The sequence below is a fragment of the Citrobacter sp. Cpo015 genome, assembly GCF_030333035.1.
In the GTDB taxonomy this organism is placed as follows: domain Bacteria; phylum Pseudomonadota; class Gammaproteobacteria; order Enterobacterales; family Enterobacteriaceae; genus Citrobacter; species Citrobacter portucalensis.
In genome coordinates this window covers 580,666-602,290 of sequence record NZ_JAOWGS010000037.1, presented here as the reverse complement: position 1 = coordinate 602,290, position 21,625 = coordinate 580,666, and the positions used below count along the sequence as shown (strand labels likewise).

The window sequence follows — 21,625 nt, the reverse complement described above, 5'->3', positions numbered from 1 at the left end:
GGTCCTTCTAATGCAAGGATTAAATTGTTCCGCAAACCTTTTCAATCAATTCCGCAGGGAATTGCATTGACTGCATGATGTGTTCAACCATGCTGCATTTACGGCCGGTATTGGTGTTGGTGATCACCCAGTACGGCGTGCCTGGCACGTGTTTCGGTTTGGTTTGATTACCATTTTTCAGCAGCGTCTGTTCATCCGCTGCAAAATAAACGCGCGTACGGCCATGCAACGATTCCGATGCTTCGGCGAACGCGTTTTGATCCAGTGAATAGAGTGTAGACAGCACCAGCATAAAGCGATTTACTGCTTTCTTCTGTTCCGCGTATTCGTCGGACAGCAGCAGTTCACGCATCGCGCGCACTTTATCTTTTACGGGGTTAACCGGCTTAGCTTCCACGACAGGTTGCACAGCGCGGACTTCTTTGACTACCGGAGTGACAGGCTGTGATGCGGCGGAAAATTTCAACATACGCCGTAAAATGTCGGATGCGCTCTCGCCAATATGCTTGGTGTGGCTGGCAATATAGCTATAGAGTTCATCATCAACTTCAATCGTTTTCATCTTAATCCAGTGCAGTGTTTAGCTGAATACAAGTTGTCGGGGTAAACACACGTAGTGTAAAGGCAAATCCCAACAGCGGATAGCGTCAAGCCTGGTGGCCAGCAAAACTCAGAGTAACCGTAGTTGTTGCAGCCATGTGGCAGAATGGTCAACATGATACCCTAACCCGTGAGTGTGAAAAAAAGAACTTTGCCATGAAATTGAATATCCGAGCGCAATCTGCGCAAAACCTGCACAATAATTCTCCCATCGTCCTGGTTCACGGCCTGTTTGGCAGTCTGGATAACCTGGGGATCCTGGCGCGCGATCTGGTGGTCGATCACGATATCATCCAGGTTGATATGCGAAATCATGGCCTCTCCCCTCGCTCCCCTGAGATGAATTATCCGGCCATGGCGCAAGATTTGCTGGATACGCTGGACGCTCAGCAAATAGAAAAGGCGACCTTTATTGGTCACTCGATGGGGGGGAAAGCCGTCATGGCGTTAACCGCACTGGCTCCTGATCGTATCGATCGACTGGTGGCCATTGATATTGCTCCGGTCGACTATCATGTTCGCCGTCACGATGCGATCTTTACCGCTATTAATGCCGTAACCGATGCCCAGGCCACTTCGCGTCAGCAGGCGGCCAGCGTCATGCGTCAACATCTGCATGAGGAAGGCGTAATCCAGTTTCTGCTGAAATCTTTCGTCGACGGCGAATGGCGTTTTAACGTTCCCGTGCTGTGGGATCAGTATCCTCATATCGTCGGTTGGGAAACCATTCCTGCGTGGGAGCACCCGGCGCTGTTTATCCCTGGCGGCAACTCACCGTATGTTACCGAAGCGTATCGCGAACAACTGCTGGCGCAATTCCCACAGGCTCGGGCGCATGTTATTGCAGGAGCCGGTCATTGGGTGCATGCGGAAAAACCGGAGGCGGTGCTGCGCGCCATCCGTCGTTATCTGAACGAACAGGCTAACTGATTAAAAACTCAGCGTCTGCGCGCGATTACGCGCGTGGGCGTTGGCGTGTCACCCCTGCTGATGTATTATGGCGCGCTATCCATCCGGGCAAACGCCTGGCTGATTGTTTCCCCGAAGTCACCAAGATCATGGCCAAAGAACAAACGGACCGTACGACATTAGATCTGTTCGCGCAGGAGCGTCGCCCGGGACGACCCAAAACTAATCCGCTCTCGCGTGATGAACAGTTACGTATTAATAAACGTAATCAGCTTAAGCGTGACAAAGTTCGCGGGCTTAAGCGTGTCGAACTGAAACTGAACGCTGATGCCGTTGACGTTCTGAACGAGCTGGCTGAGGCGCGCAACATGAGTCGCAGTGAACTCATCGAAGAGATGCTGATGACCCAACTCAGCACATTGCGCGGTCAGGCATAGTCTGAATTTCTGCTCTAAATCATAAATCGTGTAGCACAGAGTGCAGTCCTGCGTGTTTGCTGTTTCCGCATGCCTGACTGTTCTGCTATGATTGCCCTTATCCGTGGGCAATGCGCCACCACCATTTCAATAAGTTTCAAGAGGTTATTTTACTCATGGCAATCACTGGCATCTTTTTCGGCAGCGACACCGGTAATACCGAAAACATCGCAAAAATGATTCAAAAACAGCTTGGTAAAGACGTTGCCGATGTTCATGACATTGCAAAAAGCAGCAAAGAAGACCTCGAAGGTTATGACATTCTGCTGCTCGGCATCCCAACCTGGTACTACGGTGAAGCTCAGTGTGACTGGGACGACTTCTTCCCTACCCTCGAAGACATTGATTTTAATGGCAAACTGGTTGCATTGTTCGGCTGCGGCGACCAGGAAGATTACGCAGAATATTTCTGCGATGCGTTAGGGACCATTCGCGACATCATCGAACCGCGCGGCGCAACCATCGTTGGTCACTGGCCGACGGCGGGTTATCACTTTGAAGCGTCTAAAGGCCTGGCTGACGACGACCACTTTGTCGGTCTGGCTATCGATGAAGATCGCCAGCCAGAACTGACAGCAGAACGCGTAGAAAAATGGGTTAAGCAGATCTCTGAAGAGCTGCACCTCGACGAAATCATTAATGCCTGATTTCGTGCGGCGTAGATTTCCATCTGCGCCGCATCAATAGATAAAACCAATCAAAATAATTGCTACAAATTTGTAACTTTTTCGTCTGACCCTGTACAATGGCTGGATGCCAATCGGGTGTTGCACAGTGTGTTTGTCGGCGATACCACGTTTTGATTAACAATATATGCCAGAGACTTGCAGTTTTCATTTAGCCATGGCAGTTCTATAATGATACGCATTATCTCAAGTGCAATTTCTGTCACTTCTGTTAATGAAGTGAATCGTTTAGCTACAGGACAGATTCCGCATGACTGACAACAATACCGCATTAAAGAAGGCTGGCCTGAAAGTAACGCTTCCTCGTTTAAAAATTCTGGAAGTTCTTCAGGAACCGGATAACCATCACGTCAGTGCGGAAGATTTATACAAACGCCTGATCGATATGGGTGAAGAAATTGGTCTGGCGACCGTGTATCGTGTGCTGAACCAGTTTGATGATGCCGGTATCGTGACCCGCCATAATTTTGAAGGTGGTAAATCCGTCTTCGAGCTGACTCAACAGCATCATCACGATCACCTCATCTGTCTCGACTGCGGCAAAGTAGTCGAGTTCAGCGATGATTCCATCGAAGCGCGCCAGCGTGAGATCGCGGCTAAACATGGTATTCGTTTAACCAACCATAGTCTCTATCTCTACGGCCACTGCGCTGAAGGCGATTGCCGCGAAGATGAGCATGCCCACGACGGCAAATAATGTAATGCTTTTTGAAAAGCCAACCTTCCGGTTGGCTTTTTTTATGGGCATTACCTGCCCTTTTCCCCTTCCCTCCGCTCCTGTGTTGCTTTAATGTAAAAATCAATTGCCCCTTCCGGAGAGTCGAAATGGAACTTCGCCAGCTACGCTATTTTGTGCGCATTGTAGAAACCGGCAGCATGGGTAGCGCGGCACTCGATCTCAATATCGGGGTTTCGGCACTCAGCCAGCAAATGTCGCGTCTGGAAAGCGAACTCGCTATTCGCCTGCTGCAGCGCACCTCGCGCGGTGTGACACCCACCAGCGCCGGGCTGGCTTTTTACTCCCAGGCGCAGCTGGCGCTTCGTCACGCAGACGACGCGATCCTCGCCGCACGCGAGTCCCGGCTTTCCGGGCACGTCAGCGTCGGCATGGCTCCCAGTACCGCTTCCGTTCTCGGAATGCCGTTTATCAACGCCATGCGGGAAAGCTACAGTGATGTCTGTCTGCATGTGGTGGAAAGCCTCTCTGGCAATCTGGAGCGGATGATTAATACCCGCCAGATTGATCTGGCTGTCGTGTTTCAGAAAGAAAAGATCCTGCGCTGGAGCGCCATACCGATTCTCGAAGAGCGGCTGTTTTTGATTGGGACTCATGCCTTACTGGCTGATATTGCCGATGACAATATTGCTCCAGCCCAGTTGGCAAGTATCCCATTGATAATGCCAAGCCCGGGCCACGGTCTGCGCGGCAGGCTGGAAGCGATTTGTCAGGAACACGCGCTGAACATTGAGATCGCCACGGAAATTGATGGTCTGGCGCTACTCATGCGCGCCGTGCGCAGTGGCATTGGTGCCACTCTCCAGCCCGGCGCGGCAATTTCCCATCTCGATAAAGAGACGCTAAGAGTGATCGGCGTCCACAATCCAATACTTAGCCGCCCCAACTTTCTGGTGAGTCTCTCAGACGATGAACTCACCCCGGCAGGCCTCGCGGCCCGCGTGGTGCTGACGAAAGTGATGCATCAACTGGTGGAAGCAGGAAGCTGGCCTGGCGCCATCCTTTACAATAACTAAAGTACCGTTTAGCACTACGTCATAGCGCCCGCACAAGCCGTGCGTATACATTTCAATTACAAATTTAACAAATTGTTAAATGGTAATGGAGTATACGATGGTTGATGTTCTGGTGATTGGTGGTGGCAATGCCGCGTTATGCGCTGCCTTGTCTGCCCGCGAGCAAGGAGCTTCGGTACTCCTGCTCGAAGCGGCTCCCCGTGAATGGCGCGGAGGAAACTCCCAACACACACGTAATTTACGTTGTATGCATGACGCGCCGCAGGATGTGCTGGTGGAAAGCTATCCTGAAGAAGAATTCTGGCAGGATCTGTGGCGCGTCACGGAAGGGAATACCAACGAAGCGCTGGCGCGTCTGGTGATCCGTACCTCTTCACAATGCCGTGACTGGATGCGTCAGCACGGCGTTAACTTTCAACCTCCTCTCTCCGGCGCTTTGCACGTGGCGCGAACCAACGCCTTTTTTATGGGCGGTGGAAAGGCCCTGGTGAATGCCTATTATCGCAGCGCAGAAAAGCTGGGCGTTCAAATTCGCTATAACACCCCCGTTCAGGCGCTTGAACTGCACAACGGCGAGTTCGTGGCGGCGCTGTCAGGCAACGAGCGTATCACAGCGAAATCCTGCGTGCTTGCCGCTGGCGGATTCGAATCTAACCGGGAGTGGCTGCGAGAAGCCTGGGGAGAGAACGAGCGCGGCGAGTGGCCAGCGGATAACTTCCTGATTCGCGGCACGCGTTTTAATCAGGGCGTACTGCTCAAATTTATGATGGATGCTGGCGCAGACATTATCGGCGATCCCTCCCAGTCACACTGTGTGGCAATTGATGCCAGAGCGCCATTATATGACGGCGGGATTTGCACCCGCGTGGACTGCGTTTCGCTCGGTATTGTGGTGAACCGGGACGCTGAGCGTTTTTATGATGAAGGTGAAGATTTCTGGCCCAAACGCTACGCCATCTGGGGACGTCTGGTCGCTCAACAGCCAGGACAGATTGGCTACTCCATCATCGACAGTAAAGCTATCGGACACTTCATGCCTCCGGTCTTTCCTGGCACGCAGGCCAATACGCTGGCTGAACTGGCCTTTCAGTTAGGACTGGATGCCGAACGCTTTACCCACACCGTGACAGAGTACAACAACGCCTGCCAGCCAGGTCAGTTCGACCATACCGTTCTGGATAACTGCGCCACTAAAGATTTGCTACCCGAGAAAACGCATTGGGCGCGACCGCTGGATCAACCGCCTTACTACGGCTACGCCCTGCGGCCAGGAATCACCTTCACTTATCTTGGGTTAAAAGTGAACGAACGCGCCGCTGTGCATTTTGCAGGGCTTCCAAGCCGTAACCTGTTCGTCGCCGGAGAGATGATGGCGGGTAACGTGCTGGGCAAGGGTTACACCGCAGGCGTGGGGATGTCGATCGGCACGACCTTTGGCCGCATTGCCGGAAAAGAAGCCGCGCTGGCTGCACGTAAGGAGACACGTCATGAAGCAGCTTGAGAAACTGATCATCGAAGCGCAAATTATCACCGAACCGGAAGCTGAAGTTGAACGCGTGATGCAGGTGTGTAACGCCTGCCGCTATTGCGAAGGCTTTTGCGCCGTGTTCCCGGCCATGACTCAGCGTCTGGAATTCAGTAAAGCGGATATCAATTATCTGGCAAACTTGTGCCATAACTGCGGCGCTTGCCTGCACGCGTGTCAGTATGCCCCGCCTCATGAATTTGCCATCAACGTGCCGAAAGCGATGGCGGAAGTCCGGCTCGAAACCTATCAGCATTACGCGCAACCCGCCGCCTTTGGCACGCTATATCGTCGCGCAGGCGTAACCGTGACGCTGGCGCTGGTTTTCGGTCTGATCCTGTTTTTACTCCTCGCTATAGGTTTGAAAGGTTCATTATTCCATCCTCCACTGGCCGGGGATTTCTATCAAATTTTCCCGCATAACCTGCTGGCCTGGATGTTTGGTTCGGTGTTTATTCTGGCGATCGGTTTGCTGATGGCGGGCGTGATCCGCTTCTGGCGCGAGATCTCTCCGGGTATGCCGCGTTCCGCCGAGATCGCTGAAGCCTCACACGATGCGCTGACGCTGAAATATCTCGATGGTGGCCACGGCAAAGGTTGTAACGAAGCGGATGATGCCTTCACCCTGATGCGCCGCCGTTTCCACCACTTTACCTTCTACGGTTTTATGCTCTGCTTTGCCGCCACCGTGGTGGCAACGGGCTATCACTACTTTGCAGGCATAGAAGCACCCTACCCGTTCTTCAGCGTTCCGGTCATGCTGGGCACGTTGGGTGGCATTGGCCTGGTTGTCGGTCCGGCTGGCTTGCTATGGCTTAATCTCAGGCGCTCACCGCTACACGGCGACGCCCGGCAAAAACCGATGGATCGCGGTTTTATTTTGCTGCTGCTGCTGACCAGTCTGACCGGTCTGGCGCTGCTGGCGGGAAGAGATACCTCATTGATGGCTATTTTACTGGCCATTCATCTCGGCGTGGTCATGGCGCTTTTTCTGACCATTCCTTACGGAAAATTTGCCCACGGATTTTACCGCTGCGCAGCCTTACTCAAGTGGGCGATTGAGAAACGGCGCGGCAAACAGGCGGGAGTCTCAGGCGACTAACCCGCAAACTCTTACCTCTATAAATACTATGATAAGACAGTGGAGCAAACCCAATGACACAACAACCATCGCGCACCGGAACTTTCGGCGCAATACTGCGGGTAACCAGCGGTAATTTTCTCGAACAGTTCGACTTTTTTCTGTTCGGGTTTTACGCCACCTATATCGCAAAGACTTTCTTCCCCGCGGAGAGTGAGTTTGCCGGGCTCATGTTGACCTTTGCGGTTTTCGGTTCGGGATTTTTAATGCGGCCCGTTGGCGCAATCGTGCTGGGTGCTTACATCGACAGAATTGGTCGCCGCAAAGGACTGATGGTGACGCTGGCGATCATGGGCTGCGGGACCCTGTTGATTGCTCTGGTTCCCGGTTATCAAAGTATTGGCCTGCTGGCTCCTGTGCTGGTATTAGTCGGTCGATTATTGCAGGGCTTCTCTGCGGGCGTAGAGTTGGGCGGCGTTTCGGTTTATCTTTCTGAAATCGCCACGCCTGGCAATAAAGGTTTCTACACCAGCTGGCAGTCTGCCAGCCAACAGGTTGCCATTGTGGTGGCAGCGCTGATTGGCTACGGCCTGAATGCCACGCTGGGGCACGATGAAATCTCTGAATGGGGCTGGCGCATTCCGTTCTTTATTGGTTGTATGATTATTCCGTTGATCTTCGTCCTGCGCCGCTCGCTTCAGGAAACGGACGCATTTTTACAACGTACACACCGTCCCGACACCAGGGAAATTTTCACCACTATCATCAAAAACTGGCGTCTGATCTCAGCGGGTACACTGCTGGTGGCGATGACCACAACGACGTTTTACTTTATTACCGTCTATACCCCGACCTATGGCAGGGCTGTACTCCACCTGAGCGCGCGCGATAGCCTGGTCGTCACCATGCTGGTCGGTATTTCTAACTTTATCTGGCTGCCGATTGGCGGAGCGATTTCTGACCGAATTGGTCGCCGCCCGGTGTTGATGGGGATTACCGTACTCGCACTGCTCACCACCTGGCCGGTCATGCACTGGCTCACCGCCGCGCCAGATTTTATGCGCATGACGTTGGTTCTGCTTTGGTTCTCGTTCTTTTTTGGTATGTACAATGGGGCAATGGTCGCGGCACTCACCGAGGTGATGCCTGTCTATGTCCGTACGGTGGGTTTTTCACTGGCCTTCAGTCTGGCTACGGCGATTTTTGGCGGTCTGACACCCGTCATATCCACGGCGCTGGTCCAGCTAACCGGAGATAAAAGCTCGCCGGGATGGTGGCTGATGTGCGCGGCACTTTGCGGACTCGCCGCCACGGCAATGTTGTTTGTCCGCCTGAGTCGTCATTATCAACCGGCCGAACAGAAACTCTGACATGCAAACGGGCGGAGAATTCTCCGCCCGTTGTATTTTCATTTTTCGATTTACTGCGCAGTATTCTTACTGCGTATTTCCTGCCAGACCTTGTCACAATCAGCATTGACGGACTGACCGTTACCCGTGCGCGTGGCCTGGATACACTGCTGATAATCCAGCACGCGTACGCTTTCTTCATTGGCAAACTGTTGGTGCTGTTTTTCTTTCTTCAGCACATTCAACACGCTTTGGCAGGCTTCAATTTTCTCCGGCGATCCCTGCGCGGTATTAATACACGCGCTGTAGGCTTCTTTCAGACGGCTGTCCTCTTTCGGCGCAGGAGATTGCGCACACGCCACCAGCCCTGATGCCATAACGGCGATGAGTATCAGTTTTTTCATAGCACTTTCCTCAACGATGCGGCAGGCACCCGGCCTGCCGCTGTTGGCATTAGAAGATGGTGAACGGAGCAATAACGATGAACTTCACGTCGCGCTCATCCTGGAACATGTTGCCGTAGCCACCGCCCCAGCTCGGAATGTCTGAATGGTTGTCGTACTGAGTGAAGTGCAGCTTAAACATGGTGCCCTTCGCACGACCTTCCTGCAGGGTGTAGACCGCATCCAGGCTGTAAGAAGATTCTTCGATAGTCCGGTTTTTGTCGTAGTACGCATCCGGGTTGAGCTGCCAGGTTGATGGCTTAGCATCCCATGCGTAAACGTAGGATGCACCTACCGCCCAGCCCGGCAGATTCCAGTTCTTCAGGTCATACATTGCGCCGAAGAAGACTGCCTTTTCACCGTTGGCGTTGAAGTCAGAACGGTTATCCCACCAGACATCCAGACGACCGTTTGAAGAGGCGTAGGTTGGGGTCATACGCTGCAGGAAGTAACCCTGCTGGCCGTCCGCTTTAACCCAGGTCCCTTCCAGACGAAGGTCAACGACTTCTGCCACTTTGTAGCCAAAGGTCAACGCCTGCAACCAGGCAGTGCCATCATAAATATCGTTCACGGTACGATCATCAACCTTGTCGCGTGCACCGTAGAACTGGTAGCTGGTGGTAAATGGGTTACCGCCTAAATCGAATTTGTAGCTGGCTTTTGCGAAGTACTGATCGACATAACCTTCAGACTGACCAAATGCCGCTTCCAGCAACAGGTTATTTTTGAAGTCATATTTCGCGCCAATTGAGTGCAGGTAATCAACACTGGTCTTTTTATCAGCCTGATAGAATTTATCGACTTCGGTGTGCCACGGTGCTTTATATTCGTTAGCCCACATATAGGAGAAGCTCAGTGCGCCAGCATCACCGTAATCGAAGTTGGCACCGGCTTCAGCTCCCTGATAGGTACCTGGCATAAAGCTCCAATGCGGTGCCAGCAGAGTCTGCCCGGTTGGTTGAATGTAACCGGCGCGCGCCCAGGTTGGGCCGTATTTAAATTTAGCTGCTGCTTTATAAAGGCTAATCCCGCTCTTATCGCCGGAGTAATCCTCGTCATAGCCTTTATTTTTGGAAGAGAATGCGATTTCGTTTGGATGGCCGCTTTCGCTACTTTCGTTCATTTCAATAGCGGTAAATGCCGCGATATCAATACCAAACATATCGGCCGCGTAACCGGACTGGAAGTCGAGGTTAGCGTTCCAGGTGGAGTGAGAAAGGTTGGTTTTATATTTGTCATGATCGGTCACATCTTTACGGTCACGCTCACGCTGCCAGTAATAGATGCCGCCGGTTAAGGTTGAGTCATCAATAAATCCTTCGGCGTGTACCTGCGAAGCGACAACAAAACCCGACATTGCTGTAATACCGGCGATAGCCAGCGCCAGCGTACTACGTTTGCCACTAAACGTACGCATATGTTAATCCTCTTTGACGTATAAAATGCTGCCGACAAAAGCGGACAGCGAAAAAACAAAAAATAAAAAAGTAGCGCTAAGAAAACCTCAGTGACTACAATGAATAGACTATTTTTCGCGACGCGAATTATCAATCTCTTTCTGTAACGAGTATGTAATAGTATGAGCAACCGCACATATTTGATTGCTTTCTGTTACATTTTCATCGGAAGATAAAAAAGCGTTGAAGAAATGAAAAAATCGCTTGTTTTCCATGGAGATGAAATCGGTTTCAGCCCATTTCATATTGAGGTAAGTTATTTAAACGTAAAAACATTCGCCCAGTCCATTATTACGGACATGTAATTAATTCGCTCCGCAAACGGAGCCTGGAACACGGTTTTTTTGCGAAAAAAAACGCCGCATGAAGCGGCGTTTAGAGAGGATGTGTTGCGGCTTATTCGCCCGCTTTAGCCCACGTGTCACGTAGACCAACGGTACGGTTAAACACCAGCTTGTCAGCCGTTGCATAACGACTGTCCAGGCAGAAGTAACCTTCACGCTCAAACTGGAACGCTTTACCTGCAACCGCTGCCTTCAGCGACGGCTCACCGTAACCCTGCTTAATGACCAGCGATTCCGGGTTAATAACGGACAGGAAGTCTTCCGCCGCGCCTGGATTTGGCACGCTAAACAGACGATCGTACAAGCGAATTTCAATCGGCAGCGCATGGGATGCGCTCACCCAGTGAATAACGCCTTTGACTTTACGACCATCGGCCGGGTCTTTGCTCAGGGTGTCGGCATCGTAGGTGCAGAAAATGGTGGTGATATTCCCTTCCGCATCTTTCTCAACACGTTCGGCCTTGATCACATAAGCATTACGCAGACGTACTTCTTTGCCCATCACCAGACGCTTGTACTGCTTGTTCGCTTCTTCACGGAAGTCTGCGCGATCGATCCAAATTTCACCGCTAAATGGCACTTCGCGGCTGCCCATTTCCGGTTTGTTCGGATGGTTAGGCATGGTGACCAATTCGCTTTCGCCCTGCGGATAGTTTTCGATAACCAGTTTAACCGGATCGATAACCGCCATCGCGCGCGGGGCATTTTCGTTCAGATCTTCGCGGATACAGGATTCCAGAGAAGCGATCTCAATGGTGTTGTCTTGCTTGGTCACGCCAATGCGTTTGCAGAACTCACGGATCGCGGCAGCGGTGTAACCGCGACGACGCAGGCCAGAAATCGTCGGCATACGCGGATCGTCCCAGCCTTCAACGTGCTTGTCGGTCACCAGCAGATTCAGCTTACGCTTGGACATCACGGTATATTCCAGATTCAGGCGCGAGAATTCGTACTGACGCGGATGAACCGGAATGGTGATGTTGTCCAGCACCCAGTCGTACAGACGACGGTTATCCTGGAACTCCAGCGTACACAGGGAATGCGTAATGCCTTCCAGCGCATCGCTGATGCAGTGGGTAAAGTCGTACATCGGGTAGATACACCACTTGTTGCCGGTCTGGTGGTGTTCGGCGAACTTAATGCGGTACAACACCGGATCGCGCATCACGATAAACGGCGACGCCATGTCGATTTTCGCACGCAGGCACGCTTTGCCTTCTTCAAAACCACCGGCACGCATTTTTTCGAACAGCGCCAGGTTCTCTTCGACGCTACGATCGCGGTACGGGCTATTTTTGCCAGGCTGAGTCAGCGTGCCGCGGTATTCGCGGATTTCGTCCGCTGACAGTTCGTCAACGTACGCCAGGCCTTTATTAATAAGCTCTACCGCATAGGCGTGAAGCTGATCGAAGTAATCCGAAGAGTAGCGAATATCGCCAGTCCAGTGGAAACCTAACCATTCAACGTCGTTTTTAATCGACTCAACGTACTCGATATCTTCTTTAACCGGGTTCGTATCATCAAAACGCAGGTTGCACTGGCCCTGGTAATCTTGCGCAATGCCAAAGTTCAGACAAATGGATTTCGCGTGGCCAATGTGCAGATAGCCATTTGGCTCCGGCGGAAAACGGGTATGGATAGTGGTGTGCTTACCACTGGCCAGATCTTCATCGATGATCTGACGAATAAAGTTACTCGGGCGGGCTTCAGCCTCACTCATCGTGGATTCCTCAAAACGTAAACAACGTATAACGGAGTATGATCTTATAAGCGACGTCAGGAGACAACTATTAGTTGCACAAAAAAGGTGTTTCAACAGGATATATGAGGGCATTTGCTGCAAAAAAAAGCGGCGGAGGAATATCCCCCGCCGCTTAAGGCACTTAACTCACTTTACTCAGGAGCAGTTATTTACCTTTAATCTCATACAGTGGTGTTTGACCGGCAACCACATGACCTTCGGCTTTAATAACCAGAGCGCCGAAATCATCGCTGTTGCTGCACACAACCGGGCTTATCATCGAACGTGCGTTGGCGTTCAGGAACTCCAGATCCATTTCCAGAATCGGTTGGCCTGCAGTAACTTCCGCACCTTCTTCAACCAGACGCTTAAAGCCTTTGCCTTCCAGCGCTACGGTATCGATGCCCATATGGACCACGATTTCCGCGCCTTTAACAGTTTCCAGGCAGAAAGCATGGTTAGTGTTGAAGATTTTCACGATGGTGCCCGCAGCCGGAGCAACCACGATTTTATCCGTTGGTTTCACTGCCACGCCGTCGCCTACTGCTTTGCTGGCGAAGGCTTCATCAGGAACCTGTTCCAGCGCAACTACGTCACCAGTAATCGGAGAAACCAGCGCTTCAACGGTGACTGCATTCGCTACAGCCTGCGGTTTTGCTACTGGGGCCGCTGCTGCTGGCGCACTTTCACCAGATGCTGCTGCCACCGGACCACGCGCGACAACTTTCTTCATTTCGTCGCCTATGGATTCGGCTTTCGCACCCACGATGACCTGGATAGTTTGCTTGTTCAGCTTAACTACTCCAGATGCACCTAAACGCTTACACATCGCATCGTTTACGCGGCCGGAGTCGGCAACGGTCAGACGCAGACGAGTGATACAGGCATCAATCGCTTTCAGGTTATCAGTACCGCCAACCGCTGCAATGTAGTTGGTTGCCAGTTGAGCCAAACCTTCTTCAGTGTTGCTGTTGGCTTCTTCAGTAACGATATCGTCTTCTTTATCTTCGCGGCCCGGCGTTTTCAGGTTAAACATACGAATAACCGCGCTGAACAGCACAAAGTAGATAACGAAGAACACCAGCCCCATCACCACCAGCATCCAGACGTTCTGGCTTGCTGCCGGCAGGTTGTACATCAACACGTAGTCGATAGCACCTGCGGAGAAGGAGAAGCCTGCGTGGATCCCCAGCAGTGTTGCAACGAACAGGCTGATACCCGTTAACAGTGCGTGCAGGAGGTACAGCAGTGGAGCCAGGAACATGAACAGGAATTCCAGCGGCTCGGTAACACCGGTCAGGAACGCGGTGATCGCAACGGACAGCAGCATACCGCCAACCATCGGACGACGTGCTTTCGGAGCCGCGAAGTACATCGCCAGCGCCGCACCCGGCAGACCAAACATCATGATTGGGAAGAAGCCAGACATGAACATACCCGCAGTGCCGTCACCCGCGTAGAAGCGGTTGATGTCACCGTGGAATACGGTACCTGCAGCGTTAGTAAATTCGCCAATCTGGAACCAGGCGATGGTGTTCAGCACCTGATGCAGACCGGTTGGGATCAGCAGACGGTTGATGAAACCAAAGATACCGGAACCCAGCGCACCAGCGCCCACGATCCACTCACCACCCGCATGGATGGCATTCTGTACCGGCGGCCATACGTAACCGAAGATAGCAGCCAGCACCAGACAGAAGAAGCCAGTGGCGATCGGCACAAAGCGTTTGCCGCCAAAGAAGCTCAGGAAGTCAGGCAGTTTGATACCAGACCAGCGGTTATACACGGCACCGCCGACCAGACCGGTGATGATACCAGCCAGCACACCCATATTGATTGCAGGGTTAATGGTAACCATTGCTTTGGTCAATATGAAATAACCGACCGCACCTGCCAGCGCTGCTGCACCTGCGCTGTCTTTTGACCAGCTGGAAGCAACACCGATCGCAAAAATTAACGCGAGGTTATCAAAGATGGCCCCACCCGCTTGCGCGATGAAGGGTACGTTAAGTAAATCTGGTTGGCCGAATCGCAGCAGCAGTGCCGCGACTGGCAGCACAGCGATGGGGAGCTGTAACGCCCTACCCAGCCGCTGGAAAAAACCTAAAATATTCATTTTATTCCCCCTACGAGACCCCGATTAGGCTTCTTTGAAGCCATATTTTTATTGTGCGACCATTCCTGACAGCAAGATTCTGGAACAACGATATTAACCATTCATCTACATTCAGAGTGTGTGAAAAATTAATTCGTATCGCAAATTAAACGCGTGTTTTTTGTGATTCCAGTCACCAAATATCGTTATTAACCCTCCCTTTTACTGGCTAACTACGAAAACTTATTTTATCATTCAAAAAATCGAAACGGATTGATCCTTACCGATGCAAAACCAGGTTACGCTTATTACTGCACAGAGACTCAATCCGCCAACTGCTTACTTTTACTTTTGAGGTGAAGAATGAGACTGATCCCCCTGAATACCGCTGAACAAGTCGGCAAATGGGCTGCTCGCCATATCGTTAACCGTATTAACGCGTTCAAACCAACGGCAGATCGTCCGTTCGTTCTGGGCCTGCCGACTGGCGGTACTCCGCTGACAGCTTATAAAGCATTGGTTGAAATGCACAAAGCGGGCCAGGTGAGCTTCAAGCATGTTGTTACGTTCAACATGGACGAATATGTTGGCCTGCCGAAAGAGCATCCGGAAAGCTACCACAGCTTTATGCACCGCAATTTCTTTGATCACGTTGATATTCCAGCAGAAAACATCAACCTCCTCAATGGTAACGCGCCGGATATTGATGCAGAATGCCGTCAGTATGAAGAAAAAATCCGTTCTTACGGTAAAATCCACCTGTTTATGGGCGGTGTAGGCAACGATGGTCACATCGCGTTCAACGAGCCAGCTTCCTCTTTGGCTTCCCGTACCCGCATCAAAACGCTGACTCACGACACACGTGTTGCTAACTCACGCTTCTTTGACGGCGACGTAAGCCAGGTGCCTAAATATGCGCTGACCGTTGGCGTGGGCACCCTGCTGGATGCTGAAGAAGTGATGATCCTGGTTCTGGGCCACCAGAAAGCACAGGCGCTGCAAGCCGCCGTTGAAGGCAACGTTAACCACATGTGGACCATCAGCTGCCTGCAGTTGCATCCAAAAGCCGTTGTGGTCTGCGATGAGCCTTCCACCATGGAACTGAAAGTGAAGACGCTGAAATACTTCAACGAGTTAGAAGCGGAAAATATTAAAGGTCTGTAATTGATGTCTCCGCCCTGTCGATAAGTTGCAGGGCGGCATTTTTTTGAAATCGGGGGTCGGAATGTATGCTTTAACCCAGGGCCGGATCTTTACCGGTCACGAAATTCTTGATGACCATGCGATTGTTGTCGCCAATGGCCTGATCGACAGCGTTTGCCCACTGGCTGAATTACCGTCAGGGATTGAACAGCGCTCACTGAATGGGGCCATTGTTTCCCCCGGTTTTATTGATGTACAGCTGAACGGCTGCGGTGGCGTGCAGTTTAACGATACGGCAGAAGCCGTAACCGTTGAAACGCTGGAAATCATGCAAAAAGCCAATGAAAAATCTGGCTGCACCAACTATTTGCCAACGCTTATCACCACCAGCGATGACCTGATGAAACAAGGTGTTCGCGTGATGCGTGAATACCTGGCGAAACACCCGAATCAGGCATTAGGACTTCATCTTGAAGGCCCGTGGCTGAACCTGGTGAAAAAAGGTACCCATAATCCGGGATTTGTCCGTCAGCCGGACGCTGCACTGGTTGATTTCCTGTGCGATAATGCGGATGTGATCACCAAAGTCACACTGGCACCAGAAATGGTCCCGGTAGAGGTCATCACCAAACTGGTGAATGCGGGTATCGTGGTTTCTGCGGGTCATTCCAATGCAACGGTAAAAGAAGCAAAAATCGGATTCCGTGCAGGTATTACCTTTGCAACGCACCTGTTCAACGCGATGCCGTACATTACCGGCCGCGAACCCGGTCTGGCGGGCGCTATTTTGGATGAAGCCGATATCTACTGCGGTATCATCGCCGATGGCCTGCACGTTGACTACGTTAACATTCGTAATGCTAAGCGCCTGAAAGGCGACAAGCTGTGCCTGGTTACTGACGCGACCGCGCCAGCAGGTGCAAACATTGAACAGTTCATTTTCGCTGGTAAAACAATATACTACCGCAATGGACTGTGTGTTGATGAGAACGGCACGTTGAGCGGTTCATCATTAACCATGATTGAAGGCGTACGCAATCTGGTCGAGCATGCAAATATCGCCCTCGACGAAGTCTTACGCATGGCAACGCTCTACCCTGCTCGCGCCATCGGCGTCGACAAACAACTCGGCAGCATCGCGCCAGGCAAAGTAGCCAACCTGACTGCGTTCACGCACGACTTTAAAATTATCAAGACCATCGTTAATGGCAACGAGGTCGTTACTGAGTAAGAGAAAGAATGACACCAGGCGGACAAGCTCAAATAGGTAATGTTGATCTCGTAAAACAGCTTAACAGCGCGGCGGTTTATCGCCTGATTGACCAGCATGGGCCAATCTCGCGAATTCAAATTGCCGAGCAAAGCCAGCTTGCCCCCGCCAGCGTAACCAAAATTACGCGTCAGTTGATCGAACGCGGGCTGATCAAAGAAGTCGATCAGCAGGCCTCCACCGGGGGCCGCCGCGCTATCTCTATCGTCACAGAAACCCGCAATTTCCACGCCATTGGCGTACGACTGGGTCGCCACGACACAACGCTCACGCTCTATGATATGAGCAGTAAAGTTGTCGCCGAAGAGCATTACCCCCTCCCGGAGCGCACCCAGGAAACGCTGGAATATGCGCTGCTCAACACCATTGCCATCTTTATTGAGAGCTGCCAGCGGAAAATCCGTGAGCTGATCGCAATTTCTGTCATCCTGCCAGGCCTTGTCGATCCTGAAAGCGGCGTCATCCGCTATATGCCACACATTCAGGTCGAAAACTGGGGACTGGTCGAAGCGCTCGAAAAACGCTTCAAAGTCACCTGCTTTGTTGGTCATGATATTCGCAGCCTTGCGCTGGCTGAGCACTATTTCGGGGCAAGCCAGGATTGCGAAGACTCCATTTTGGTGCGAGTGCACCGCGGAACCGGCGCGGGTATCATCTCCAACGGTCGAATTTTCATCGGTCGCAATGGCAACGTCGGCGAGATTGGTCATATTCAGGTAGAGCCGCTGGGTGAGCGCTGTCACTGCGGTAATTTCGGCTGCCTGGAAACCATTGCCGCCAATGCTTCTATTGAACATCGCGTGCAAAACTTACTGAAGCAGGGTTATCCAAGTCGACTCACGCTGGATGATTGCAGCATCAAAGCCATCTGTAAGGCCGCGAATAAAGGCGATAATCTGGCATCAGAAGTCATTGAGCACGTTGGTCGCCATCTGGGTAAAACTATCGCCATTGCCATCAACCTGTTTAACCCGCAAAAAATCGTCATTGCGGGCGAAATTACCGAGGCAGATAAGGTGCTGCTGCCTGCGATAGAAAGCTGTATCAACACGCAGGCGTTAAAGGCGTTTCGCCATAATTTACCGGTGGTTCGGTCCACGCTGGATCACCGCTCCGCCATTGGCGCCTTTGCGCTGGTGAAGCGCGCAATGCTCAACGGTACACTGCTGCAACGTTTGCTGGAAAACTAATACACGTCATCCTTCGAGCTGCCTCTGCGTTAGCTGCATCTGCTCACCCCGGTCACTTACTTCAGTAAGCTCCAGGGGTTCGCAGACTTGCCGCCTTGATGCAACTCGAATGATGTAGTGTATTTTGTGTATAGTAATGCCTTCTTTTTTTAATGTCGGATTGTCCATGGCCATTAAGAATGTAATTTGTGATATCGACGGCGTGCTGATGCACGACAATGTTGCTGTACCGGGTGCGGCAGAATTTCTGACTGGGATCCTGGAAAAAGGCCTGCCGTTAGTCCTGCTGACTAACTACCCTTCGCAGACCGGGCAAGATCTGGCAAACCGCTTCGCCACCGCGGGTGTGAATGTCCCTGATAGCGTCTTTTATACTTCCGCGATGGCTACCGCTGATTTTCTTCGTCGCCAGGAAGGAAAAAAGGCCTATGTGGTGGGTGAAGGCGCGTTAATACACGAACTGTATAAAGCTGGATTTACCATTACCGACGTGAACCCCGATTTTGTGATTGTTGGCGAGACACGTTCCTATAACTGGGACATGATGCATAAAGCGGCGTATTTTGTCGCCAACGGCGCGCGTTTTATCGCCACTAACCCGGATACCCACGGTCGCGGCTTTTATCCCGCCTGTGGAGCACTCTGTGCCGGTATTGAGAAGATCTCAGGTCGTAAACCGTTTTATGTCGGCAAACCCAGCCCGTGGATTATTCGCGCGGCTCTCAACAAAATGCAGGCGCACTCGGAAGAAACCGTTATCGTTGGTGACAACCTGCGTACCGATATTCTGGCAGGTTTTCAGGCGGGTCTGGAAACTATCCTGGTACTGTCTGGCGTATCCAAGCTTGATGATATTGACAACATGCCGTTCAGACCAAGCTGGATTTACCCGTCCGTTGCTGAAATAGACGTCATTTAATCTCTTTAGCCGGATAACAACATCTGCAAGTTATCCGGCCTGAAAAATACATCCATTCAATAAAATCACCACTTCACTGTTGATTCATCAATAATAGCGTTCATTACATAATCTTTTTTCATCAATCAGCAATGACCATTGCGTTTTTTATTTTCTGCCCCGTAATTCGCTTGCGCCCTCTCCAGCTTTGCGGCATTTTCTTTATCAAGCAAACATAAAAAGCATCACGCAACTGGTTAACGGAGAAGGTTATGTGTTCTATTTTTGGCGTATTCGATATTAAAACTGACGCAGTTGAACTGCGTAAAAAAGCCCTGGAACTGTCTCGTCTGATGCGCCACCGCGGCCCGGACTGGTCAGGTATTTACGCCTGTGATAACGCCATTCTGGCGCACGAACGTCTGTCCATCGTCGACGTCAATGCCGGTGCTCAGCCGCTGTACAACGTGAAGAAGACACATATCCTGGCGGTTAACGGTGAAATTTATAACCACCAGACACTGCGTGCTGAATACGGCGATCGCTACCAGTTCCAGACCGGTTCCGACTGCGAAGTTATCCTCGCGCTGTATCAGGAAAAAGGACCCGCGTTCCTCGATGACCTGCAAGGCATGTTCGCTTTTGCCCTGTACGACAGCGAGCAGGACGCCTACCTGATCGGTCGAGATCATATCGGGATCATCCCGCTGTATATGGGTTACGACGAGCACGGTAACTTCTACGTTGCGTCTGAGATGAAAGCGCTGGTTCCTGTCTGCCGCACAATCAAAGAATTCCCGGCCGGTAGCTATTTGTGGAGTAAAGACGGTGAAATTCGTCAGTACTACCAGCGCGACTGGTTTGAATACGATGCCGTCAAAGACAACGTTACCGATAAAAACGAGCTGCGCCAGGCGCTGGAAGATGCGGTGAAAAGTCACCTGATGTCAGATGTTCCTTATGGAGTTCTGTTGTCCGGTGGTCTGGATTCATCTGTCATTTCCGCGATAACTAAAAAATACGCGGCACGCCGTGTTGAAGATCAGGAACGTAGCGAAGCCTGGTGGCCACAGCTGCACTCCTTCGCCGTCGGCCTGGAAGGCGCTCCGGATCTGAAAGCTGCGCAAGAGGTGGCGAACCATCTGGGGACCGTGCACCATGAGATCCACTTCACCGTGCAGGAAGGTCTGGATGCGATCCGCGACGTGATTTACCACATCGAAACTTACGATGTCACGACGATTCGCGCCTCGACGCCAATGTACTTAATGTCGCGTAAAATTAAAGCGATGGGTATTAAAATGGTGTTGTCGGGTGAAGGTTCGGACGAGGTGTTTGGCGGCTATCTCTATTTCCACAAAGCGCCAGATGCAAAAGAACTGCACGAAGAAACCGTGCGCAAGCTGCAAGCGCTGCATATGTTCGACTGCGCCCGTGCCAACAAAGCCATGTCGGCCTGGGGTGTAGAAGCTCGCGTGCCCTTCCTGGATAAGAAATTCCTTGATGTGGCGATGCGCATCAACCCGCAGGACAAAATGTGCGGCAACGGCAAAATGGAAAAACACGTTCTGCGCGAATGTTTTGAGTCCTACCTGCCGGCAAGCGTCGCATGGCGTCAGAAAGAGCAGTTCTCTGACGGTGTCGGTTACAGCTGGATTGACACTCTGAAAGAGGTGGCTGCAGAACAAGTTTCTGACCAACGACTGGAAACTGCCAGCTTCCGTTTCCCGTACAACACGCCATCGTCTAAAGAAGCGTATTTGTACCGTGAGATTTTCGAAGAGTTGTTCCCGGTAGCAAGCGCTGCCGAATGTGTGCCGGGCGGGCCGTCGGTTGCCTGTTCTTCTGCTAAGGCGATCGAATGGGATGAGGCGTTTAAAACCATGAACGATCCATCTGGCCGTGCCGTTGGCGTACACCAGTCCGCTTATAAATAAGTTAATCCTTAGATAAGAGCCCTGCGGGGCTCTTTTTTTATGTTTGTTTTCTGTGCAAAAAAACAATTAATAACTAATAATTGCCGAATATTGCGTCATGCTGTTCGCAACCTAACCAAACAGTCACATTCCAGCTATTTTCAATGAAAAAGGGGTTGACGCTTCAAGGCTCAATACGCATAATGCGCCCCGCAACGCCGATAAGGTTACGCGAAAAAAAGATGGCTACGTAGCTCAGCTGGTTAGAGCACATCACTCATAATGATGGGGTCACAGGTTCGAATCCCGTCGTAGCCACCATCTTTTTTGCGGGAGTGGCGAAATTGGTAGACGCACCAGATTTAGGTTCTGGCGCCGCAAGGTGTGCGAGTTCAAGTCTCGCCTCCCGCACCATTCACCCGTAAGCGTTGCACGGATGGGGTATCGCCAAGCGGTAAGGCACCGGTTTTTGATACCGGCATTCCCTGGTTCGAATCCAGGTACCCCAGCCATTTTTTCTTCGATATAGCGGTTCACCGTAACGGTCATTGGGGTATCGCCAAGCGGTAAGGCACCGGTTTTTGATACCGGCATTCCCTGGTTCGAATCCAGGTACCCCAGCCATCGAAGAAAATGTTAGTATTTGGCTACGTAGCTCAGCTGGTTAGAGCACATCACTCATAATGATGGGGTCACAGGTTCGAATCCCGTCGTAGCCACCATATTAAGGACGTATCGACTCGTTCGGTA

At 51.6% G+C, this 21,625-nt stretch carries 19 protein-coding genes and 5 tRNA genes; 19 read left to right on the top strand and 5 right to left on the bottom strand.

Translation table 11 applies throughout. The features are described from left to right. Nucleotides 1-19: 19 nt before the first annotated feature. The gene (seqA, locus tag OGY67_RS18550) at nt 20-562 is read right to left on the bottom strand and encodes a replication initiation negative regulator SeqA (RefSeq protein WP_191226262.1); all 543 of its coding nucleotides are present in this window, start codon (nt 560-562) and stop codon (nt 20-22) included. A 194-nt stretch (nt 563-756) separates the two neighbouring features. Between seqA and ybfF the strand changes: the two genes are divergently transcribed. The 9 genes from ybfF (at nt 757) to OGY67_RS18505 (ending at nt 8,399) form a co-directional block, all read left to right on the top strand. Further along, a complete protein-coding gene (gene ybfF / locus OGY67_RS18545; RefSeq protein WP_048236466.1) occupies nt 757-1,530 on the top strand; it encodes an esterase in 774 nt (257 codons plus the stop codon). A gap of 128 nt (nt 1,531-1,658) precedes the next feature. Then, the gene (ybfE, locus tag OGY67_RS18540) at nt 1,659-1,946 is read left to right on the top strand and encodes a LexA regulated protein (RefSeq protein ID WP_125362508.1); all 288 of its coding nucleotides are present in this window, start codon (nt 1,659-1,661) and stop codon (nt 1,944-1,946) included. A gap of 155 nt (nt 1,947-2,101) precedes the next feature. Next, nucleotides 2,102-2,632, top strand: coding sequence for a flavodoxin FldA (gene fldA / locus OGY67_RS18535; RefSeq protein WP_003022839.1), 531 nt, complete (start codon nt 2,102-2,104; stop codon nt 2,630-2,632). A 210-nt stretch (nt 2,633-2,842) separates the two neighbouring features. Beyond that, entirely contained in the window at nt 2,843-2,929 is an 87-nt protein-coding gene (locus tag OGY67_RS18530) for a ryhB-regulated fur leader peptide (protein ID WP_100247215.1), read from the top strand. Then, nucleotides 2,922-3,368 (top strand): ferric iron uptake transcriptional regulator, encoded by a 447-nt coding sequence (gene fur, locus OGY67_RS18525; protein WP_003022836.1) that lies wholly within the window; start codon nt 2,922-2,924, stop codon nt 3,366-3,368. The genes OGY67_RS18530 and fur overlap by 8 nt, the downstream gene beginning before the upstream one ends. Nucleotides 3,369-3,496: 128 nt before the next feature. Further along, entirely contained in the window at nt 3,497-4,423 is a 927-nt protein-coding gene (tcuR, locus tag OGY67_RS18520; RefSeq protein WP_286574353.1) for a tricarballylate utilization LysR family transcriptional regulator TcuR, read from the top strand. A 97-nt stretch (nt 4,424-4,520) separates the two neighbouring features. Further along, nucleotides 4,521-5,924: an FAD-dependent tricarballylate dehydrogenase TcuA gene (tcuA, locus tag OGY67_RS18515; RefSeq protein WP_204557370.1), complete on the top strand. Its 1,404-nt coding sequence runs from the start codon at nt 4,521-4,523 to the stop codon at nt 5,922-5,924. Then, a complete protein-coding gene (gene tcuB / locus OGY67_RS18510; protein WP_204557369.1) occupies nt 5,911-7,050 on the top strand; it encodes a tricarballylate utilization 4Fe-4S protein TcuB in 1,140 nt (379 codons plus the stop codon). The genes tcuA and tcuB overlap by 14 nt, the downstream gene beginning before the upstream one ends. 53 nt (nt 7,051-7,103) lie before the next feature. Continuing rightward, a complete protein-coding gene (locus OGY67_RS18505; protein WP_008784107.1) occupies nt 7,104-8,399 on the top strand; it encodes an MFS transporter in 1,296 nt (431 codons plus the stop codon). Between the two features lie 50 nt (nt 8,400-8,449). On the opposite strand, the gene OGY67_RS18500 is transcribed toward OGY67_RS18505, so the two are convergent. The 4 genes from OGY67_RS18500 to nagE all read right to left on the bottom strand — a co-directional run bounded on the left by OGY67_RS18500 (nt 8,450) and on the right by nagE (nt 14,479). Then, nucleotides 8,450-8,782, bottom strand: coding sequence for a ChiQ/YbfN family lipoprotein (locus tag OGY67_RS18500; protein ID WP_008784106.1), 333 nt, complete (start codon nt 8,780-8,782; stop codon nt 8,450-8,452). Nucleotides 8,783-8,831: 49 nt separating this feature from the next. Beyond that, nucleotides 8,832-10,238: a chitoporin ChiP gene (gene chiP, locus OGY67_RS18495; protein WP_286574352.1), complete on the bottom strand. Its 1,407-nt coding sequence runs from the start codon at nt 10,236-10,238 to the stop codon at nt 8,832-8,834. A gap of 436 nt (nt 10,239-10,674) precedes the next feature. Beyond that, nucleotides 10,675-12,342, bottom strand: coding sequence for a glutamine--tRNA ligase (glnS, locus tag OGY67_RS18490; RefSeq protein ID WP_048226099.1), 1,668 nt, complete (start codon nt 12,340-12,342; stop codon nt 10,675-10,677). A 187-nt stretch (nt 12,343-12,529) separates the two neighbouring features. Further along, nucleotides 12,530-14,479 (bottom strand): PTS N-acetyl glucosamine transporter subunit IIABC, encoded by a 1,950-nt coding sequence (nagE, locus tag OGY67_RS18485; protein ID WP_003831342.1) that lies wholly within the window; start codon nt 14,477-14,479, stop codon nt 12,530-12,532. Between the two features lie 342 nt (nt 14,480-14,821). Here nagE and nagB point away from each other — a divergent pair, with 342 nt between their 5' ends. The 10 genes from nagB to OGY67_RS18435 all read left to right on the top strand — a co-directional run bounded on the left by nagB (nt 14,822) and on the right by OGY67_RS18435 (nt 21,597). Next, nucleotides 14,822-15,622 carry a glucosamine-6-phosphate deaminase gene (gene nagB / locus OGY67_RS18480; RefSeq protein ID WP_003022803.1) on the top strand — a complete coding sequence of 267 codons (801 nt, stop codon included), beginning with the start codon at nt 14,822-14,824 and terminating at the stop codon, nt 15,620-15,622. A gap of 61 nt (nt 15,623-15,683) precedes the next feature. Further along, nucleotides 15,684-16,832: an N-acetylglucosamine-6-phosphate deacetylase gene (gene nagA / locus OGY67_RS18475; protein ID WP_003831339.1), complete on the top strand. Its 1,149-nt coding sequence runs from the start codon at nt 15,684-15,686 to the stop codon at nt 16,830-16,832. Between the two features lie 8 nt (nt 16,833-16,840). Beyond that, a complete protein-coding gene (nagC, locus tag OGY67_RS18470; protein WP_218659452.1) occupies nt 16,841-18,061 on the top strand; it encodes a DNA-binding transcriptional regulator NagC in 1,221 nt (406 codons plus the stop codon). Between the two features lie 166 nt (nt 18,062-18,227). After that, nucleotides 18,228-18,980 carry a ribonucleotide monophosphatase NagD gene (gene nagD, locus OGY67_RS18465; protein ID WP_003022792.1) on the top strand — a complete coding sequence of 251 codons (753 nt, stop codon included), beginning with the start codon at nt 18,228-18,230 and terminating at the stop codon, nt 18,978-18,980. 251 nt (nt 18,981-19,231) lie between these two features. Further along, on the top strand, nt 19,232-20,896 hold the full coding sequence (gene asnB / locus OGY67_RS18460; protein WP_286574351.1) for an asparagine synthase B: 1,665 nt from the start codon (nt 19,232-19,234) through the stop codon (nt 20,894-20,896). A gap of 223 nt (nt 20,897-21,119) precedes the next feature. Further along, a tRNA-Met gene (locus OGY67_RS18455) sits at nt 21,120-21,196 on the top strand. An 8-nt stretch (nt 21,197-21,204) separates the two neighbouring features. Next, a tRNA-Leu gene (locus OGY67_RS18450) sits at nt 21,205-21,289 on the top strand. Nucleotides 21,290-21,312: 23 nt separating this feature from the next. Then, nucleotides 21,313-21,387: transfer RNA gene (locus OGY67_RS18445), tRNA-Gln, on the top strand. Between the two features lie 37 nt (nt 21,388-21,424). Continuing rightward, nucleotides 21,425-21,499 (top strand) — tRNA-Gln (locus tag OGY67_RS18440). A gap of 21 nt (nt 21,500-21,520) precedes the next feature. Next, nucleotides 21,521-21,597 (top strand) — tRNA-Met (locus OGY67_RS18435). Nucleotides 21,598-21,625: the final 28 nt, after the last annotated feature.

Bases quoted from the DNA above. Each gene is read 5' to 3' on its own strand.
- seqA (WP_191226262.1), bottom strand. From the start codon at position 562: ATGAAAACGATTGAAGTTGATGATGAACTCTATAGCTATATTGCCAGC.
- ybfF (WP_048236466.1), top strand. From the start codon at position 757: ATGAAATTGAATATCCGAGCGCAATCTGCGCAAAACCTGCACAATAAT.
- ybfE (WP_125362508.1), top strand. From the start codon at position 1,659: ATGGCCAAAGAACAAACGGACCGTACGACATTAGATCTGTTCGCGCAG.
- fldA (WP_003022839.1), top strand. From the start codon at position 2,102: ATGGCAATCACTGGCATCTTTTTCGGCAGCGACACCGGTAATACCGAA.
- OGY67_RS18530 (WP_100247215.1), top strand. From the start codon at position 2,843: ATGATACGCATTATCTCAAGTGCAATTTCTGTCACTTCTGTTAATGAA.
- fur (WP_003022836.1), top strand. From the start codon at position 2,922: ATGACTGACAACAATACCGCATTAAAGAAGGCTGGCCTGAAAGTAACG.
- tcuR (WP_286574353.1), top strand. From the start codon at position 3,497: ATGGAACTTCGCCAGCTACGCTATTTTGTGCGCATTGTAGAAACCGGC.
- tcuA (WP_204557370.1), top strand. From the start codon at position 4,521: ATGGTTGATGTTCTGGTGATTGGTGGTGGCAATGCCGCGTTATGCGCT.
- tcuB (WP_204557369.1), top strand. From the start codon at position 5,911: ATGAAGCAGCTTGAGAAACTGATCATCGAAGCGCAAATTATCACCGAA.
- OGY67_RS18505 (WP_008784107.1), top strand. From the start codon at position 7,104: ATGACACAACAACCATCGCGCACCGGAACTTTCGGCGCAATACTGCGG.
- OGY67_RS18500 (WP_008784106.1), bottom strand. From the start codon at position 8,782: ATGAAAAAACTGATACTCATCGCCGTTATGGCATCAGGGCTGGTGGCG.
- chiP (WP_286574352.1), bottom strand. From the start codon at position 10,238: ATGCGTACGTTTAGTGGCAAACGTAGTACGCTGGCGCTGGCTATCGCC.
- glnS (WP_048226099.1), bottom strand. From the start codon at position 12,342: ATGAGTGAGGCTGAAGCCCGCCCGAGTAACTTTATTCGTCAGATCATC.
- nagE (WP_003831342.1), bottom strand. From the start codon at position 14,479: ATGAATATTTTAGGTTTTTTCCAGCGGCTGGGTAGGGCGTTACAGCTC.
- nagB (WP_003022803.1), top strand. From the start codon at position 14,822: ATGAGACTGATCCCCCTGAATACCGCTGAACAAGTCGGCAAATGGGCT.
- nagA (WP_003831339.1), top strand. From the start codon at position 15,684: ATGTATGCTTTAACCCAGGGCCGGATCTTTACCGGTCACGAAATTCTT.
- nagC (WP_218659452.1), top strand. From the start codon at position 16,841: ATGACACCAGGCGGACAAGCTCAAATAGGTAATGTTGATCTCGTAAAA.
- nagD (WP_003022792.1), top strand. From the start codon at position 18,228: ATGGCCATTAAGAATGTAATTTGTGATATCGACGGCGTGCTGATGCAC.
- asnB (WP_286574351.1), top strand. From the start codon at position 19,232: ATGTGTTCTATTTTTGGCGTATTCGATATTAAAACTGACGCAGTTGAA.